At 33.2% G+C, this 18,852-nt stretch carries 17 protein-coding genes and 1 riboswitch; of the genes, 10 read left to right on the top strand and 7 right to left on the bottom strand.

Annotated features, from left to right (window positions below):
- Positions 1–13: 13 nt before the first annotated feature.
- A complete protein-coding gene (locus GQR94_RS00345) occupies positions 14–1,531 on the bottom strand; it encodes a reverse transcriptase domain-containing protein (RefSeq protein ID WP_158973464.1) in 1,518 nt (505 codons plus the stop codon).
- Positions 1,532–1,997: 466 nt separating this feature from the next.
- On the opposite strand from GQR94_RS00345, the gene GQR94_RS00340 reads away from it, so the two are divergent.
- Complete coding sequence (locus tag GQR94_RS00340; RefSeq protein WP_158973463.1) at positions 1,998–2,726, top strand: hypothetical protein; 729 nt, start codon at positions 1,998–2,000, stop codon at positions 2,724–2,726.
- A 59-nt stretch (positions 2,727–2,785) separates the two neighbouring features.
- Here GQR94_RS00340 and GQR94_RS00335 read toward each other — a convergent pair whose 3' ends face one another.
- The 4 genes from GQR94_RS00335 to GQR94_RS00320 form a co-directional block, all read right to left on the bottom strand.
- Complete coding sequence (locus GQR94_RS00335) at positions 2,786–3,520, bottom strand: SDR family oxidoreductase (protein WP_158973462.1); 735 nt, start codon at positions 3,518–3,520, stop codon at positions 2,786–2,788.
- A 76-nt stretch (positions 3,521–3,596) separates the two neighbouring features.
- A complete protein-coding gene (locus tag GQR94_RS00330) occupies positions 3,597–4,295 on the bottom strand; it encodes an ABC transporter ATP-binding protein (protein ID WP_370458291.1) in 699 nt (232 codons plus the stop codon).
- Between the two features lie 104 nt (positions 4,296–4,399).
- The gene (locus GQR94_RS00325) at positions 4,400–5,431 is read right to left on the bottom strand and encodes an iron ABC transporter permease (protein ID WP_158973461.1); all 1,032 of its coding nucleotides are present in this window, start codon (positions 5,429–5,431) and stop codon (positions 4,400–4,402) included.
- Positions 5,432–6,577, bottom strand: coding sequence for an ABC transporter substrate-binding protein (locus tag GQR94_RS00320; RefSeq protein WP_158973460.1), 1,146 nt, complete (start codon positions 6,575–6,577; stop codon positions 5,432–5,434).
- 226 nt (positions 6,578–6,803) lie between these two features.
- Positions 6,804–7,040, top strand: a riboswitch (cobalamin riboswitch).
- Between the two features lie 31 nt (positions 7,041–7,071).
- On the opposite strand from GQR94_RS00320, the gene GQR94_RS00315 reads away from it, so the two are divergent.
- The 3 genes from GQR94_RS00315 to GQR94_RS00305 all read left to right on the top strand — a co-directional run bounded on the left by GQR94_RS00315 (position 7,072) and on the right by GQR94_RS00305 (position 12,003).
- Positions 7,072–8,922 (top strand): TonB-dependent receptor, encoded by a 1,851-nt coding sequence (locus tag GQR94_RS00315; RefSeq protein WP_158973459.1) that lies wholly within the window; start codon positions 7,072–7,074, stop codon positions 8,920–8,922.
- Between the two features lie 6 nt (positions 8,923–8,928).
- Positions 8,929–9,984 carry a YncE family protein gene (locus GQR94_RS00310; protein ID WP_158973458.1) on the top strand — a complete coding sequence of 352 codons (1,056 nt, stop codon included), beginning with the start codon at positions 8,929–8,931 and terminating at the stop codon, positions 9,982–9,984.
- A gap of 132 nt (positions 9,985–10,116) precedes the next feature.
- Positions 10,117–12,003 (top strand): DUF5011 domain-containing protein, encoded by a 1,887-nt coding sequence (locus GQR94_RS00305; RefSeq protein ID WP_158973457.1) that lies wholly within the window; start codon positions 10,117–10,119, stop codon positions 12,001–12,003.
- Positions 12,004–12,067: 64 nt separating this feature from the next.
- On the opposite strand, the gene GQR94_RS00300 is transcribed toward GQR94_RS00305, so the two are convergent.
- Positions 12,068–13,555 (bottom strand): S41 family peptidase, encoded by a 1,488-nt coding sequence (locus GQR94_RS00300; RefSeq protein ID WP_158973456.1) that lies wholly within the window; start codon positions 13,553–13,555, stop codon positions 12,068–12,070.
- Positions 13,556–13,765: 210 nt separating this feature from the next.
- Here GQR94_RS00300 and GQR94_RS00295 point away from each other — a divergent pair, with 210 nt between their 5' ends.
- The 6 genes from GQR94_RS00295 to GQR94_RS00270 all read left to right on the top strand — a co-directional run bounded on the left by GQR94_RS00295 (position 13,766) and on the right by GQR94_RS00270 (position 17,423).
- On the top strand, positions 13,766–14,275 hold the full coding sequence (locus GQR94_RS00295) for an RNA polymerase sigma factor (protein ID WP_158973455.1): 510 nt from the start codon (positions 13,766–13,768) through the stop codon (positions 14,273–14,275).
- On the top strand, positions 14,262–14,696 hold the full coding sequence (locus tag GQR94_RS00290; RefSeq protein WP_158973454.1) for a hypothetical protein: 435 nt from the start codon (positions 14,262–14,264) through the stop codon (positions 14,694–14,696). The genes GQR94_RS00295 and GQR94_RS00290 overlap by 14 nt, the downstream gene beginning before the upstream one ends.
- A 10-nt stretch (positions 14,697–14,706) precedes the next feature.
- Positions 14,707–15,249: a DUF4252 domain-containing protein gene (locus tag GQR94_RS00285; protein ID WP_025614442.1), complete on the top strand. Its 543-nt coding sequence runs from the start codon at positions 14,707–14,709 to the stop codon at positions 15,247–15,249.
- 24 nt (positions 15,250–15,273) lie between these two features.
- The gene (locus GQR94_RS00280) at positions 15,274–15,819 is read left to right on the top strand and encodes a DUF4252 domain-containing protein (RefSeq protein ID WP_158973453.1); all 546 of its coding nucleotides are present in this window, start codon (positions 15,274–15,276) and stop codon (positions 15,817–15,819) included.
- Between the two features lie 58 nt (positions 15,820–15,877).
- The gene (locus tag GQR94_RS00275; RefSeq protein ID WP_158973452.1) at positions 15,878–16,414 is read left to right on the top strand and encodes a DUF4252 domain-containing protein; all 537 of its coding nucleotides are present in this window, start codon (positions 15,878–15,880) and stop codon (positions 16,412–16,414) included.
- A gap of 166 nt (positions 16,415–16,580) precedes the next feature.
- On the top strand, positions 16,581–17,423 hold the full coding sequence (locus GQR94_RS00270) for a mechanosensitive ion channel family protein (RefSeq protein WP_158973451.1): 843 nt from the start codon (positions 16,581–16,583) through the stop codon (positions 17,421–17,423).
- A gap of 70 nt (positions 17,424–17,493) precedes the next feature.
- Here the strand turns inward: GQR94_RS00270 and purB are convergent, their stop codons facing one another.
- Positions 17,494–18,837 (bottom strand): adenylosuccinate lyase, encoded by a 1,344-nt coding sequence (gene purB / locus GQR94_RS00265; protein ID WP_158973450.1) that lies wholly within the window; start codon positions 18,835–18,837, stop codon positions 17,494–17,496.
- Positions 18,838–18,852: the final 15 nt, after the last annotated feature.

The following is an 18,852-nucleotide window of genomic DNA, read 5'->3' as shown; positions in this document are numbered from 1 at the left end:
AATTACAAGGGAATTACTTTTTACTTACGTTTGTTACATTACTAAAATCATATTTGTTTATTGTGTTTTGTAGTATTTTCCAATGATTTCTAACTTGTCTTTTAATTTCAGGTGCTTTTAATTCATCTGATGCATTGTAAGCATATCTTAAATAGTTACCTCTAAATTTTCTATCGAAACTTGTTGTCAAAGCTTTTCCATTTAAAAAGGTTGTTCTTTTTGTAGGAAGATTTCTTGATTTAACACCTTTAAAGCTGTAAAGTCTATACAATTTTCTTTTGAATAGGGGAGCATCGTCTAAAAGATGCTTTTCTTTAATACTTTCAACTCTTTTATGTTTTCTTTTAGCTGTTTGCTTCATTTCTCTGTAGAAACTGGCAAGATTTTTAGATTTCAATAATGTTTGATACCCATAAAATTCGAAGCCCAAATAATTTAAAGGAACATTCTCTTTTAACTCATCAGTATTTATAATTCTAAAAGATTGTAATCTGTTATTATGTAATTTAAATAATGTTCTTTCTGTCTTTTCAAGAGAAACTTTAAGTTCAATTTTTTCAATTTGATCTTTGATAAAAGATTCTACAAAATTTATCTGATTTTCCTTACATAGAAGTATTATATCATCAGAATATCTTCTGTAAAAAACATCATATTTTAAAGTCAATTCATTGATGACAGCCTGGTCAAATGCTAACATGTATATATTAGCAAGTAAAGCACTTATAGGTAGCCCTTGAGGAATCCCTATTAATTCTTTTTTTTCGTTTCTTTTCTGATTTTTATGAATAATAATATCCGATTCAATCAAGTCCTTTATCTTTTCAAAAAAAGTATTTTTACCAGATTTTCTAAGTATTGACAATTCCTTTTCATCAAAGTGACCTTTTTTTGTTTTCAAATCATCAAGCTTCACATAAGAAAAACGTGTTATGGCTTTAAACAAATTAAAATGATCTTTAGGTAAACTTTTCTTTTCTAAAATTTTTGCCCAAGCTAATTTTAAAAGTTTATGATTTAAGGTAGGGAAAAAATTTTCGATGTCTAAAACTAAGGATACACAGTTTTCTCTTTTTCTAATTTCTTTAAAAGCGTCTTTAGCAAAATGCACATTATTCTTAAACTTTAAACCGTCGCCCGTTTTAATTTGGCGGTATGCCGATATTGAATTGGATAATAATTCATTGGAGGACAAGTAGCACTCATACTTCGGAGTAATTTTTTTTTGAGCATAATAAGAATATATGTGGGCGTCAATGTGTGTAGCATACATGATATTTCTAACTTTCGTGTTTGAAATAAGCTTTGCATTTTTTTGTTTTTTATGAGATTTTTTTAGGTTTCCATTAAAAGAAGATTCTTTGTAACGTCTTTGCCTTATTTCCTTAAATAATAAAGGGAGAAAAGAATGTTTAGCAACTTTAATTGGATTTGAAGTATAAATCTCAATATTTTTTCTAATGGATATTGGAGTTTTGTTAGAAAAATGAGGATATCCCCTGTCTTTAAACCAATCCTTTTTTCTTCTCATAGATGAAAGTAAGAGAGTCTTCGTGAGCTTTATAGCGAAATATTACGTTACATCTTAAATTTTAGACTGAACCATAGGCCGAATTCTCGACCCTCACATATGTTGTACGTTAACCTTAATGAAAGAACTTATGTTAAATTCAAATCACTTGGTCGTAATGTTCATAACTGTATACATTATAGTATCATATTTATCCTTGAAGAATAGATATAATCACTATCTTGTATTACAGAACTTAATATGTGTTCCAGTACTGGAAGAGATATTAAGTGTAATCGATACATTAATCTTAATCGCCGTATTTGTTTTCCCTTTTATTTATTCTTAAAAGGTCGGATTAAGTAATTAATCAAATGATTAATTAGTAGTTCTACAAATGTAATATTTCTTCAATTTAAATTAACTCCCTTACTTACGGTAAATGTAAGATATTTTTCTATTTTTATAGAAAAAAATAATGGGTTTATTGAATGAATTTAAAGTTGGTGATATTGTTACATTTAAAACTCATCCTTTACTTTTTAATAAAAGAATCAAAGGTGATGGCAAATATGTGCCTCCAATGTTGATAATTAGCGAAGTTCATATAGAAAATAAAGATAAACGCATGTTCGATGAAGCATCGGGGAATAAGATTTCTGATAGAATTAAATATAACTGCTTTTATTTTGACGATAATAAAAGTGAATTTAAGGAAGTTATGATGTATGAACCAATGTTAAATACTTTTAGAGATATTATTATAGAAAGAATTTCAAGGAAAGGTGATGTTTTTGATGGTGCTCAGAGTTTACATCAAGAGATAGATTCTTATGATATCGTTAAATATGAATTTGGGAAATTAGTTCGTTTTAAAACCAAAAAAATAGAAATTTTTAAAAAAAGATCATCAAAAGAAATACCATCAAAGAATAATGTAATTGATAAAAAGGAAATCAAAGAAATTATACAATATGTAGTTAATTATAGTTCTCCAGATTTTTTAATTAGTGGTTACAAAAAGAATGATAAAGAAAATTTATTTTATCCAAATGGGGATATTAAACAAATTGTAGCAGAGAACCTTTTAAAGGTTAAATGGTTTAATCCATTTCAACTTAAATTTAGTGAGATTTACCTCCCTGAGATATTTTTCACAGATAAAATGTTCTTTAGTTCTAAAGAATTTGAAAGTCCATCAAAAATCGACTCTTAAAACGATTTTGCTTTAAACTTATGAACGAGTTTATATGTTTTTCTAAATCAATTCAAGAATTAGATCATAGCACCATTTGCGCCAATTACTTGGCCAGAGATCCATTTAGAATCATCACTAGCTAAAAACAAGACAATTTTAGCGATGTCTATAGGGTCAGCCAACCTACCAAAGGCATTCATGCCCTTAAGTCGATCCATAAATTCCTCTGATTTTCCTTCTAGAAATAGTTCAGTTTTTGTTGGACCAGGAGCTATAGCATTTACAGAGATACCGCGTCCTACTTCTTTGGAAAACACACGGGTCATTTGTTCTACAGCAGCTTTAGTCGCAGAATAAATACCATAAGTAGGCAACATCAGTTTGGTAGTAGTCGAAGAAAAATTTAGGATAATCCCATTATCAGCTAGTTTGTGAGCTGCCTCTTGCATCGTATTAAAAACACCGCGCACATTAATATCAAATTGAGAGGAGAAATCATCCTGACTAAAGTCTTTAAAAGCTTTGTTTTTCATGATACCCGCGTTGTTAATTAAGACATCAACCTTACCAAATGCAGCAATAGTTTCATCAAACAAGCGTATTACCGCTTCCTTTTTGCTCACATCGGCTTGTAATGCAATAGCAGTACCTCCATTTTTACTTATCTCTGCAACAGTTTCTTCAGCAGCATCCTTACTGCTGGTATAATTAACGACCACTTTAGCGCCATTTCTTGCTAGGAGTAATGCTATTTCTTTTCCAATTCCTCGGGATGAACCTGTGATGATGATAGATTTCTGCTCTAATTTCATGTTCCTTGTTTTGAAAACTAAAATTAAAAAATAAATATGGAGTGTTTTTTAAATTAAAGTTAAAAAGCGCAGCTCGTTATACTATTTTAAAGCTTCCTGTAGTGGCATCAAACCTAACCATATTGGAGGGGAATAATTTTTCAAAATGCTGAGCCTGAATTAACGAAGCTGGCGTTCCAAAATAGCTTTCTTCTTTTTTAAGTAAGAGCATCTTATCACATAACTGCAATGCAACTTCTATTTCGTGGGTTGTGAATAGAATTGTTTTTTGTGTTTGGTGCGCAATATTTTTAAGGAGCTTTAGTATTTGTACTTTGTGGTATAAGTCTAAATGAGAAGTAGGTTCATCTAATAGAATTATTTGAGTGTCTTGCGCTAAAGCACGGGCAATCATGACCCGTTGTAATTGACCATCACTTAATTCATAGCATTTTTTATGTTGAAGTCCAGCTATTTCTACTAATTGAATCGCTTCTTTTGTTTTGGCCTTGTCTGTTTCGGTCAGGGTACCCAGCCAATTGGTGTATGGTTGTCTGCCTAAAGCAATGAGCTCTAGAACCGTCAAATTTTTTGAGGCGATGGGTTCTGTGAGTACAAGACTAATTTTAGTAGCTAAAGCTAAAGAGGAGTATTTATCGAGTGCTAAGTTCTCAATACGGACTTCTCCTGAGAGTGATTTTTGAACCGAGCCAATAGTGCGCAATAGGGTAGATTTCCCTACGCCATTAACGCCTACAATAGCACCTAATTCTCCTTGGTTTAAAGCAAAGGAAATAGCTTTAGCAACAAGCGTTTCTTGCTTTTTGCTCTGGTAGCCAATACTAAGATTTGCTACTTCTAGGGCGATATGTTTTTCTGGCGTTTGAATACTATTTTAAATTAAAAAATCATTTTTCGTTTTCGAACTAATAGCCATACAACAACAGGAGCACCTACTAAGCTTGTGATGGCGTTAATAGGTAATACACTTGCAGATAGTGGCAATTGCGCAATGCTATCACAAATTAACATTAAAATGGCGCCATAGACTAATACAGCGGGTACAAGTATTTTATGATCTGTGGTATTAAATATTTGTCGGGTTAAATGTGGTACCGCCAAACCTATAAAAGCAATAGGTCCTGCAAATGCTGTAATGCCTCCAGCTAATAAACCCGTAGCGATGATGATAATGAATCTAGATTTTTTTAAACTGACTCCAAGACTTTTAGCATAATTTTCACCTAATAAAAAAGCATTTAATGATTTGATAGAAAAAATACTTAGCAGTATTCCAATACCGGTGATACCTGCAAGTAATCCTAATTGCGGCCACGATAAATCTCCTAAACTACCAAAGCTCCAATAGATGTATTGCTGTAATTTTTCTGAAGTAGTAAAATAAGAGAGCACACTTACTAATGCTCCAGTAATGCTCCCAAACATTAACCCTATAATTAATAGCGACATAGTGTCTTTGACTTTCATGGCAACAGAAAGAACAGCGAGTAAGACTAGAAAGCTTCCTAAACTAGAAGCAATGGCTAATGAAGCATCATTAAAAAGCGATACACTGAACACTGAGGAAAATAACCCAGCACCCATAATTAATAAGGCAGCTCCTAAACTAGCACCAGAACTGATTCCTAAGACAAAAGGCCCAGCGAGTGGGTTTCTGAAAAGCGTTTGCATTAACAAACCACTTAAAGACAATCCGCCACCAACAAGTATTGCTGTAATTGCTTTAGGGACTCTATAGTTCCAAATAATGTAAAGCCATGATTCCTTTACTCCAGCACCACTTAAAAGGGTGTTAAAGGTGCTTTTTAGGGGGATGTGTACAGAACCTAAACTAATATTTATTAAAAAAAAGACACACAAAAGTAAGGCTAGGAGCAAAAAATAGAGGGTATACTTTTTTGAATTTGGCACTTAATCTAGAGGTTTAAAAAATATTGGCGTATAGTCAGGTAGCAGTTCAGGGTGAAATATATGAATTAAATCTTTAAGCACTAAATCGGGTCTATTAGGAGCCAATTCGTAATACAAAAGTCCGCCAGTCTCCCCAATTGTGCTCGCAAAAGAGTATACTTCTTTCTTCTTAAAAGCATCAAACTGTCTATAATGCAGACTGTTTTCTGTCATATCCTTATAGGTTGTAAACTGAGAGGGAGAAATCCAGAAATCCGCTTTTTTTCCTTTTTCTAAAACACTTTCCCAACTCAAGGATAAACTACCTGTTTCATCCGTGTCCTTAAAAATATAATGGGCATTCGCATCTTCAATAAATTTTGAAGCCCAGCTTTTCCCGCCGGGTAAATACCAAACATCGTTATATATAGCACCACTTATTACCGTTGGTGTTTTTGTGGCATTTTGCGCCAATTCTTTTGCGGCAAGATAGTCGTTGGTCATGTTTTGAAAAATAGAATCGGCTTTCTTTTCTAAACCATAGAATGGAGCAAAAAACTTTATCCATTCCGCTTTCCCTAAAGGGGTTTCCTCGGTCCAGTCGCCATTATAGACGACAGGAATGTTTGCACGTTGAATGGTCTCGTACATTTTATTTTCATTATGAATGCTAAAGCCTACCACCAAATTTGGTTGTAGCGCTAAAAGCAATTCGGTATTTATTGTTTCATTTTGGCCTAATTCTTTTATCTGTCCTTTCGCAATTAATGCTCTTGTTTTTTTTGATGAGATATATTTGGTATCAGGAAAGCCCACTAAAGTATTTTCAACAGCTAAGGCTTCCAAAACAGGAATATGAGTGGTAGACGTTACCACAATGTTTTCTATAGGAACGGTAACAATAGCATCATATTCATCCCTGTTTAACGTCATTGATGCTGCTTTTTCTTTAGGAATTAAGGCATAGGTGAAAACCGCTTCTGCATTGGGCCAAGGAGATGTAATTTTGATAATAGTTACACCACTAGGCTGCTTTTCTACCGTAAACCCTTTGGCGTATAAAATAGTTGAACTAGGAATTATATTTTCTACAATATCTGGTATTTTTTTTGTTTCCTCTTTACAAGAAAGGAGTAGAATAGAGATAAATAGAAAAAAATATTTCATTGGTTTAAGTATAGAATGTTTTGCAAGGTAACAAAAGTCATATTTTTTATGGTTTTAAGGACCTAATTTTATGAAAATTTAAACATGAGAGGAGATTCTAATCTTACAATTTATATTGTTGCAGGCATTGTAGTACTTCATTTTGTGGTCGGTTTTATATGGCTGATTGTTAAGATGAACAAAAAAAATAACGATGATAAGTAATTTTTTTTCTACTTAAAGCAATATCTTCGCGCCGAATTTTGGTTTAGAGGAGTGCGTTTAGCACTTATCTGATTAAAAGGGAATCTAGTGTAATTCTAGAGCTGTTCCCGCAACTGTAAGTTATGCCGAATCGGCACTGATATTTATATCGGTTCGTAATAGGTGGCTATCAAATCTTCAAAATACCACTGAGTATAAACTTGGGAAGATGATTGATAGTACACAAGTCAGGAGACCTGCCAAATTCAAAACAATTAATACGAGTCTTCGGGATAAGGACTTATTGAATTATGGTGCAAAAAAATTTTCTATTCTATTTAATTTACGTTTCTGCTGGAGTGTTCTCAGTATTTGCTCAAGAGCAAAAAGAGAGTGTTGTAGTTTTAAAAGAGGTGATTTTAACTGATGCTAAACTGGTTCGATTTTCTAATGGAATCAAAATCAGTAAAATTCCTGATAGTGTTGCACAGCTTAGTAATTCATCGCTTACAGATTTATTACGATATAATTCCAATATTTATTTTAAAGAGAATGGGTATGGGATGGTTTCTTCTGCATCTTTCAGGGGAACTTCTGCGCAACAAACTGCGGTTGTTTGGAATGGAATTAATATTAATTCTCAACTGACCGGTCAGACAGATTTTAATACTTTAATTCCTGAAAATTTTGGAGACATTTCCGTAAGATCGGGAGGCGGGAGTGTTCAATATGGAAGTGGTGCTATTGGAGGTAGCATACACTTAAATGATGAATTAAACTTTAAGCAAAAAATAAAAAATAGACTATTACTTTCGGTAGGGAGTTTTAATAGTCAGAAAGTTAGTTTTAACTCTAATGCCGGTGGAGAAAAATGGTCTTATGATGTAGGAGTAAATTATATGGAATCGGATAACGATTATAAATACTTAGGAACTGATCAAATCAATGAAAACGGAGCGTTTAAAAATGTGAATGTTAATACTAATTTCGGGTATTTTATTTCTAAAAATCAATTACTTAAGTTTTATCACAATACTTTCATAGGTAATAGAAATTTTTCGAGCACACTTACGGCTCCTTCAAATAGTAATTATGAAGATGTAAATTCTAGATCATTGCTAGAGTGGAACCATTTTAATTCAATTAGTTCAGGTAAATTAAAACTAGCATACCTTACTGAAGAATACAAGTATTTTGCCAACAAGGATACTGAAAGATTTACTTTTGGTCAATCTAAGAATATACTTGCGAACTATGACTATAAGCAATATTTAGGTGCAATAACTCTAAATGGAATAATTGAGTATAGTAATATTAAAGGCAAAGGAACTTCTCTAGAGAATATAGAACGGAATCTTTTTTCTACAACACTTTTAATGTCACATAAACTAAATGATGATTTTAAATATGGCTTAAGTCTTAGAAAGGAGTTTGTAACTGATTATGATAGCCCCTTTATTGTTGCAGTTGATGCTAAATATAAAATTTCATCAAAATATAGTTCTACTATTAATTTTTCAAAAAATTATAGAGTTCCTACGTTCAATGATTTGTATTGGGTTGGAGCAGGAGCAAGAGGAAATAAAGAGCTTAAGCCAGAATTATCTAAACAAGTTGATTGGGGGCATATTCTCAAGTTTGAAAATGTATCTTTTAAACTTAACGGATTTTATATAGTTGTAAACGATTTAATTCAATGGAGGCCTATTGAAGCCGTTTGGACTCCTGTGAATATTACAGAAACAGAACATTATGGAGCTGAACTAGAATTTAATATTAAAAAATTATTTGGTGCACATACAATTAATTGGATTACGGGAGCTTCTTATACCATTGCAATTAATAAAGTTACAGATAAGCAGTTGCTGTATGTTCCTAAAGAAAAAATTTCTTCAAATTTAAATTATGATTATCATAAATGGGGAGTATTCTATCAGTTTTTATATAATGCTAAAGCATTTACTACCACTGATAATACCGATTTTGTATCATCATACACAGTTTCTAATATCGGAATTCAAAAAGAAATAAACGTCAATAAAAAAGTTGCATTGCAAATGGTTCTTAAAGTTAATAACCTTTATAATACATCTTATCAAAACGTATCCTATAGGCCTATGCCAAATAGAAATTATCAATTACAACTAATAACTAAATTTTAATAACTCATGAAAATTAAACACGTAATAGCAATTGTTGCTTTAGGAATTTTAGGAGCTTCATGCTCCGATGATAATGATACAATTAAATTGCCGGAAGGAGACTATGCTAATGGAATATTAATTGCTAATGAAGGTCCATTTAATAATGGTACGGGTACAATTTCATTTTTACAGAATGATTCTACAAGTGTACAAGCATCTATTTATAATGCTGTCAATAATGAAGATCTAGGAAATATAGTTCAATCTATAGCATTTACTAGTGATAAAGCTTTTATTATAGCAAACGTTTCTAATAAAATTACTGTTGTAGATCGCTATACATTTGAAAAAGAAGCAAGTATAGAAACAGGTTTAAGCAACCCACGTTATATGGTAATAGTTGATGATAAAGGCTATGTAACTAATTGGGGTGATACTGGAGATGAAACAGATGATTATGTTGCAATTATTAATTTAGAATCTAATACAGTAGAGGGGACAATACCTGTAGTTTTAGGGCCAGAGGCTATTGTTGCAAAAGATAATTATGTGTTTGTAGCTCATCAAGGAGCGTTTGGTACTAATAATAAAGTATCAGTGATTGATACAGATGTTCAAGATGTAGTTGCTACTATAGCTGTAGGAGATAATCCTAGCAGTATGCAACTAGATGCTTCTGGTGATTTATGGGTATTGTCTACTGGAGATTGGGGATATGTAAATGAAGAAACAACAGGGTCATTATGGAAAATTAATACTTCTAATTTTGATGTAGAAAATAGTTTGGTTTTTACAGGCATGGAGCATCCTTCAAAATTAAATATTGATGATGATAAATTATATTATAGTTTGTCTGGAGGAGTTTTTGAAATGGAAACAGCAGCAACAACTCTACCAGATACTGCATTTTTAACGGATGTTTACCCATATGGAATGGTGGTAAATGATGGGAAATTGTATATTACAGATGCTGGTGATTATGTTAGTAATGGCAGTTTAATTATTTATGATATTGAGACAGTAGTGTCATTAGAAACTTATACAGTGGGTATTTCTCCAAATGGTGTATACTTTAATTAAAAATATTAAGTAATAATGAACAGAAAAGGGTCAACAATACTGTTGACCCTTTTCTGTTTACAATTAAGAAGAAAAATTTTCGTTATATTAAGGTCCTTAGCGTTTGCTAGAATCAACCTATACCAAGACCTTATGCAAGCTATAAAGCATCCATTGATCCGTAAAGCTTTTATGTTAGTGCTTTTAGTAAGCCTATGCATTTCGTGTACCAAGGAGGTCAAATTATTTACGGAGGTAGAATTTGAATTGATCACCTCTCACACCAATCAAGGGTATGTAAACGGACTATTGACCACAACTATAGAAGTTATACCGGAAGAGGTATTGGATGATATTAGTTATGGATTTTCATATAGTGTTAAGAATGGGGAAGGATACTTTGTAGATGCGAATGGAGTACTACTAGCTGAGAACTCTAAAATCACCTTGAGTCCACTCGCCACAAGTCTGTCGTATATAGGAACAAGTGTGGGCGATCATGAAGTGAAGATTATAGCATCAGATAATTATGGGGAGGAAAAAGAGGAAACCTTACTGTATACTATTGATGAGATTTCTGTCATATGGACCGCTACAAGCACCTCTACGCAGGTAGAACTTGGTAAAACAGTAGCTATTGTTGTCAATTTTGAAATAGATGATACAGAAAGCGGAATCAGCTTTGTGCGAAATTACCAGTTAGAAGCCTCCCAAGGAGAATTAAAAGATAATGATACGGAAAATAGTATTGTTTTAAATGAGGATGTTCAAATTGCTCCAGGGAAGTATACGGTAGACTTTACACCGAGTACTTTAGGAATTGTACCTATAAACTTTGTTTTAATTGACAGCAACAATCAGGAGCGGAATGCTATACTAAGCTTTGAGGTAGTTGAAGATATTATTGATACTATGGCTCCAGAGCTTACTATTTTAGGCGATAATCCTATTGATGTGTTTCTGGGAGTTACCTATCAAGATGAGGGAGCAACGGCTTTAGATGATATTGATGGAGATATAAGCTCTGAGATAACGGTTGATGTTTCTCAGGTGGATACTACAGTAGAAGGTACGTATGAAGTAGTGTATACAGTTTCTGATGATGATGGAAATACTGCCACGGCTTCGCGTATGGTAAACGTTGTTCGTGATCCTAATGGCAATCAGCCTCCAATGGCGAATGATATCACTAGAGCAGGTACCAATACAGAAGCAACAATTTTTTCTGTTATGGACGCTACCAGTGATCTGGAATCAGATCCAATTGCTATAATAAGTCTTGGAAGTGTTATTCCAACGGAAGCGGGTACGGTTTCTTTTACAGGGGCAAATATTAGTTTTAGTCCTTCAGCTGGTTATGTGGGTACTGCGGAGTTTACCTACACTATAAATGATGGCAAGGTATGGAATGAAGCCACAGGAACTGTCGTGTTAACAATAACGCAAGGGAACCGTAAACCGGTGGCGGTGGCAGAATTGTTACCAGATTATAATCCAACAACATTAACGCGAAACTTTAGTGGTGCTGGCTCGTCTGATCCTGATGGTGATACATTGAGTTATTCTTGGAGTTTTGGAGATCCTTCTAATCCTATTTCAGGATCAATTGGGGAAAATGCATCTTGGCCTTTTACCGCTGCAGGTACTTATCAAGTAACCTTAACGGTATTTGATGGTAACGGAGAGCAAAATTCAGATACGATAGAGGTGGTCGTTGAAGAGCCTTCCAATATTATTTTTTCTGATGGGAAAATAGCACAATCTATCTATGTTCAGGAATTTGGAGGGATAAAAACAGATGGTACAGTTTCTATTGTGAATAATTCGGCTAGTTTTATAATTAGAGCTCAAGGTTTACAAGCTAGTACGGTATTTATAATAGATGGAGTAGAATACTCCGTAGGATCTTTTGGATTTGGCAGTGATAAAACTGTAGAGACCCCTGTTTTTCCTATAGGCACTTATACTTATGAGTTACAAGTTTTTAATTCTTCGGGAATTGGCGGTGATGCATTTGGGAATGTTAGTGAAAATAAATAAATTCTTCACAAAATAGAAAAAAAGGGTCAGCAGAAATGCTGACCCTTTTTTGTTTGTGCTGAAATTAATTAAAATCTCGAATTAAAACCATTTTATTGTTTTTTCTTAAACTTAAGGAACTACCTATAACTTCTGTTTTCAAACTTTCTGGAACTACTTTCTTTAAACTCTTACTAGTAACTCCAGTAATATCTTCAATAGCCTTGGCTAATAAAGGTTCTTCAGGGTCTCCTAATTCTCCTAAATTGTCTAAAGTTTCTATAATAGCTATATCTGGTACTAAACCATCTGCAAAATCATTGAAACCGTCTGCATTGGCATAAGTTCCGCATATTGGTTGTAGCGCATATTTGTGATTCGGATTTATACCATCTAAACTGACAGTAGCTCCATAGTAAGCATATGGAGGATACCCATCTGAAGTTTGTTGGGTATTGTCCACAAGCGGTATAGAAAATTCATTTTTACCAACAGTTGTTTCTCCCACTTGAACTACAGTGATATAAGGTTTTAAATTGTTAATAAGCAACTCACTGGCAGATGCTGTATTATCAGTAGTTATAATATAGACTTTAGTTAAACCTAAGCTAGTTAAAGGAATATCGTTGTAAGTAGATTCAAAAGGATCAGTAGATCCAAAATTTCCATTTCTTTTTGAATTATAGATATATTCAATAAATGGCTGCCCTGCAAACTGACCTGTAATTCTTCCTGCCATTCTATTAGCTACTGCGGTAGATCCTCCAGGGTTGTATCTAAGATCAATAACTAATTCAGTGGCACCTTCACTTTTTATTTGGGAAAACGCATCATCTATAATTTCTTCATTATCTCTGGTAAAACCATTATACATGATATAGCCTATTTTTGTGCTATTAACATCTAAAGTCTTAGCAATTAAAATTGGATTTTCAGTAATTTCTAAGCTATTCACTTCTATAGTTACGTCATTGGGGCTAAATAATTCATTTTCTATAGATCCAAAATTCAAAGTAAAAGTGCTAGCACTGAGTAAATCTAAATTACTATTAGTGATATAACCTTCTGAGTCGGTATCGGCATATAGTTCTGTACCATTAACTGCGTAAAAAATATCTCCTCTTTTTATTCCTTTGGCGGCTGCATCAGAATTTGCCCAAACGTAGCGTACCACCCCTAAAACTCCATTTCCACTATCTGAAGGAAGTCTTCGCAATGTATATTCGATTCCTGTTGTAGTTAATGTTCCTCCTAAAGCGTTGATTAAATTATCATAATTATCGTACATAAAACTAAATCTGTCCAGTGAGGACTGTACAGCTTCATATAAATCTTCAGGTTCGCTAAAACCATTTAAAAAACTATAAAATTCATCTGTCGTAGAAAATCTATCGTCGGCTAAATTTGCTTGTTCCGGTTGCCAATAGTACCAATAATTCATGGCCTTCCAAACAAAATCATTCACTTCACTATTTAATTCTATGGTAACAATTTCTGAAGGTTCATCATCTTTATCAGAACAGGAAACAGCAAATAGGCCTAAGCCTAAAAACAAAAGGAGAAACTTTTTCATATTTTTTTTCTTTAAATATAACACTAATTATACCAAAGTATACCCTACAGTATGCCTCTTGCAGTCCTATAAAAGCCGTTTGTATCTTAATATTATGGCACTAAAATAGACACATCTAAAAAATAAAAGAAATTATTTGTAACAAAATTCGTTATACTTCGTCTTCCTAGTATAAACCACTTAATACTGGTTTACAACAACCCAACCACAATGAAACAGGTAGAATTTTTAAATGTTGTGATGCCCTTTAAAGACAAGCTCTTTCGGTTAGCCAAAAGATTGTTGGTTTCCACAGAGGAAGCAGAGGATGCAACTCAAGAAATATTACTGAAGTTATGGACTAAGAATTCTGCCATTGAAGAATATAAAAATGTAGAAGCTTTTGCCATGACCATGACTAAGAATTTTTGTTTAGACCGACTAAAGTCGAAACAAGCAGGGAATTTAAAGTTAGTGCACAGTAATTATAAGGATGAAAACACATCATTACAGCGACAAGTAGAAGCAAATGATAGTGTCTTATGGGTAGAAAAAATTATGGAAGAATTACCAGAACAGCAAAAACTGGTATTACAATTGAGAGATGTAGAAGAATATGATTATGATGAAATAGCTAAAATGTTAGACATGCAACCCACCGCAATACGGGTCGCATTATCAAGAGCTAGAAAAACGGTAAGAGAAAAATTATTAGAAAAACACAGTTATGGAATTGGATAATATAGATAACATACTAGAAAAGTACTTTGATGCAGAAACAACTATAGCAGAAGAGAGAGCATTAAAAGAATACTTTGTAAATGGCAGCGTAAAACCAGAGCATGAAAAATATGCGCCGATGTTTACGCACCTTACAAATGCTAAAGAAGAGAAATTTACCAAGCAAATACCTTTGCAGCATAAGAAATCAAAAACCAAGTGGTTTTCGGCAGCAGCAGTAGCCATGTTATTATTGGGTTTGTACTTAGGTAATAATTACATAGAACAAAAGCGTATAGAGAAAGAACAGGCAGCATATGCCTATCAAGAAACAAAAAAAGCTTTGAATTTATTGGCACAAAACTTTAATAAAGGAAAAGAAAAGATAGCTTATTTAAAAGAGTTTGAACAAACAAAACAAAAAATTTACAACGATAATTAAAAAAAAAATCATGAAAAAGTCCCTTATACTATTATTCTTAGCCGTTACCCCTTTTATAGGTTTTTCGCAGTCCTTATTTGATAAATACGAGGATTCTGATAATGTATCTGCTGTAATTGTGAACAAAAGCATGTTTAATCTTTTAAGTAAGATTGATGTTGAAGTAGATGATCAAGATGCTAAAGATTTTATGGACATCGCCAAGAGCGTAAGTAGTCTTAAAGTTTTTACCACAGAAGACAAAGCAGTAGGAGCAGATATGGCTGTAAATGTGGCGAAGTATTTGAAATCTTCTTCAATGGAAGAGCTAATGCGTGTAAAAGATAAAGATGCAAACGTAAAATTTTATATCAAAGCAGGTAAAGATGATGACCACGTAAGTGAGTTACTTATGTTTGTTACCGGCGTTAAAAACATACAAGCAGGAGGTAGAAAGGTAGAAACGGTACTGCTTTCTTTAACAGGGGATATCGATTTAAATAAAATTGGTTCCTTAACAAGTAAAATGAACTTACCGAAAGAATTAAATAATGCAGGTAAGAAAAATCAATAATTAATCAATCAAAAATCATCAATCATGAAAACAATCAGTTTATTTTTAGTAATCGTAGCTTTACCTTTTTTTGGATTTTCACAATCTATTTTCGACAAATATGAAGATATGGATCGCGTGTCATCTGTAATCGTCAATAAGAGTATGATAAATTTTGTTAGTTCTCTCGGGATAGATGAAAGTGATCAAGAAGCCAAAGACTTTATGGAGATAGCCAGTGGCCTTAAAAGCTTAAAGGTGTTTATGACCGAAGACAAGGCCACTTCGTCAGAAATGGCGTCTACAGTTAAAAAGTATTTAAAATCTTCTAAGATGGAAGAGTTGATGCGTGTAAAAGACGAAGATGTTAATGTGAAATTTTTTATTAGAGAAGGTAGAGATGCAGATCATGTAAAAGAGTTGTTAATGTTTGTAACGGGTATTGGTACGATGGAAACAGATTTAAATGGTAGAAATATTGAAACTGTTTTGGTATCAATCACAGGAGATATCAATTTAAATAAAATTGGAGCGTTAACGAACAAAATGAACCTTCCTAAAGAATTGAATAGGGCAGGAAAAGCAAAATAAAATAGAAGTTAAAGCGGCAGTTGGATATTCCTTCTGCTGTTTTTTAAATGATATAAAAATGAAAAAAGTAAAATTTAGTTTAGGAATAGCACTGATGGTGCTATTTATTAGTTGTTCATCTACCCAAAGTCTTCAGGAGTATTATGTAGATAATGCAGAAAACCCTAATTTCTTATCTTTTGATTTGCCAGCGAGTCTTTTAAATATAGATCAGGTAGATTTAACCCCAGAGCAGAAGAAAGCATATGCCTCGCTTAAAAAGTTGAATGTATTGGCTTTTAAAAAAACCTTAGAAAATGCAGCTGATTACGTAGCAGAGAAAGCAAAAGTAAAAGCTATTTTAAAAAATGATAAGTATCAAGAGTTAATGAAGTTGAATACCAGTTACGGTAAAGGTTCTATTAAATTTTTAGGAGATGATGATGCTATAGATGAGGTTATTATTTATGGTGATACCGATGATAAAGGGTTTGTTTTAGTGCGCGTTTTAGGCGATAATATGAACCCTGCTAACTTAATGCAATTAATAAAAGCGATGGAGAAATCTAATTTTGATGGCAAACAGTTAGAAGGTTTGCTAGGTGCCTTCAAATAGAAAATAATTAAAAAAAGGGAAGCCTCTTTGTCTACAATACGTAGATGAAGAGGTTTTTTTGACGCTAATGGTAAATGTTTTAACGCTAATAGATATTTTTTTGACTGATTATCCGTAATTTGCCAGTAACTATTAACGAATTATTATTTAAACACTAATTAGAATTATGGAAGAAAGTGCAGAAGTTATCAATGAGACTGCAGGAACGGCAGAAGTATGGATGAATAAAGGAATTGATCTAGTGATGGATTTTGGTCCTAAGATTTTAATGGCAATAGTTCTATACCTTGTTGGATCATGGATTATTAAAAAAGCAGTAAAATCTCTTCATAAAGTTTTAGATAAAGGTAGTTATGATGAATCACTAAAGCGTTTTATCATGAACTTGTTGTCATGGGCTTTAAAAATATTCTTAATTATTATTGTAATCTCTAAACTAGGCGTAGAGACAACAAGTTTTGCAGCAGTTATTGCAGCAGCAGGTTTGGCTATAGGCTTAGCATTACAAGGTTCTTTATCAAACTTTGCAGGCGGAGTTTTAATTATGATCTTTAAACCTTATAAAATTGGAGATTTAGTAGAGGCGCAAGGTATTTTAGGAAATGTAAAAGAGATAGAAATTTTTACTACCAAATTAATCACTCCACAAAATAAATTAGCGATTGTACCAAACGGAGCAATGGCGAATGGGAATATTATTAACTATACCGCAGAAGGAAAAATGCGTGTAGATACTACCGTTGGTATTGGTTATGGAGAAGATATGAAAAAAGCTAAGGAAGTGCTTTTAGAAATGCTTGTTGCGAACCCTAAAGTATTAAAAGATCCTGCACCTTCAGTAAATGTAGAGGCCTTAGCCGATAGCTCAGTAAATTTAGCGGTTAGACCGTTCTGTAAGCCAGAAGACTATTGGGATGTGTATTTTGCAACGATCGAAGGTTCTAAATTAGCACTTGATAAAGCTAAAATTGAAATTCCTTACCCACACGAAGTTCAAATTAATAAGTAATTTACATTACGATTAAGCATAAAAAAAGACCGCAATTTGCGGTCTTTTTAATTTTTAAGCTATTACACGTTTAAATACCCGTATAATTACTAGGAGTAATTACTTTTAATTCAGCTTTAATAGCATCAGAAACCTCAAGCGTATCAATAAACGTAGCAATAGATTGCTGATTTATCTTCTCATTAGTTCTTGTTAAGCCTTTTAGAGCTTCATATGGGTTTGGGTAAGCCTCACGTCTTAAAATTGTCTGTATAGCCTCTGCAACCACAGCCCAGTTGTTTTCTAGGTCTTGTTCAAACTTTTCTTTATTCAATAATAACTTGCTAAGACCTTTTAATGTAGATTGAAAAGCAATCATGGTATGTGCAAAGGGCACGCCTATATTTCTTAAAACAGTACTATCTGTTAAATCGCGCTGTAATCTAGATACAGGTAATTTTGCAGACAAATGCTCAAAAATAGCATTAGCAATACCTAAGTTACCCTCAGAATTTTCAAAATCTATAGGGTTTACTTTGTGTGGCATTGCAGAAGAACCAACTTCGCCTTCTTTAATTTTTTGTTTGAAATACTCCATAGAAACGTAAGTCCAGAAGTCACGATCTAAATCAAGGATAATTGTATTTATTCTTTTTAAAGTATCAAATAAAGCGGCCATATGATCATAATGCTCTATTTGTGTAGTTGGGAAAGAGTGATAAAGTCCTAGTTTCTCTTGTACAAATTCTTGTCCAAATTCCTGCCAATTAATGGTAGGGTAGGCTACTTTATGTGCATTGTAATTTCCTGTGGCACCACCAAACTTAGCAGCACTCGGGATGTCATTCAATAAATTAAATTGCTCTTTTAAGCGCACGACATAGACCTGAATTTCTTTACCCAATCGGGTAGGAGAAGCCGGTTGTCCGTGAGTACGTGCTAACATAGGTATGTCTTTCCACTCCGATGCTAATGCTTCTAGTTCTTCTAGAACTTCAAAATACTGTGGCACATAAACTTCGTTCATAGCATCTTTCAAAGAAAGAGGAATTGCTGTGTTGTTGATGTCTTGAGAAGTTAGTCCAAAATGAATAAACTCCTTAAAAGCTTGTAAATTTAAACCGTCAAATTTATTTTTTATGAAATACTCAACAGCTTTAACATCGTGGTTCGTTGTTTTTTCTATCTCTTTGATTGCTAAAGCATCTTCAGAAGAAAATTTAGTATAAATTTCTCTTAGAGTTTCAAATTTAGAAGTATCAAAACTAGAAAGTTGCGGTAAAGGGATTTCGCATAAAGCGATGAAATATTCGATTTCTACACGAACTCGATATTTTATCAATGCTTCTTCAGAAAAGTAATCTGCTAATTTTTCAACTTTGTTTCTGTAGCGACCGTCGATCGGAGAAATCGCATTCAGTTTGTTTAAAGACATTTTATAGAAATTGAT

The sequence above is a fragment of the Cellulophaga sp. L1A9 genome, from assembly GCF_009797025.1.
Lineage (GTDB): Bacteria > Bacteroidota > Bacteroidia > Flavobacteriales > Flavobacteriaceae > Cellulophaga.
The sequence above is the reverse complement of the archived record's forward strand: the minus strand, read 5'-3'. Positions and strand labels throughout refer to the sequence as shown.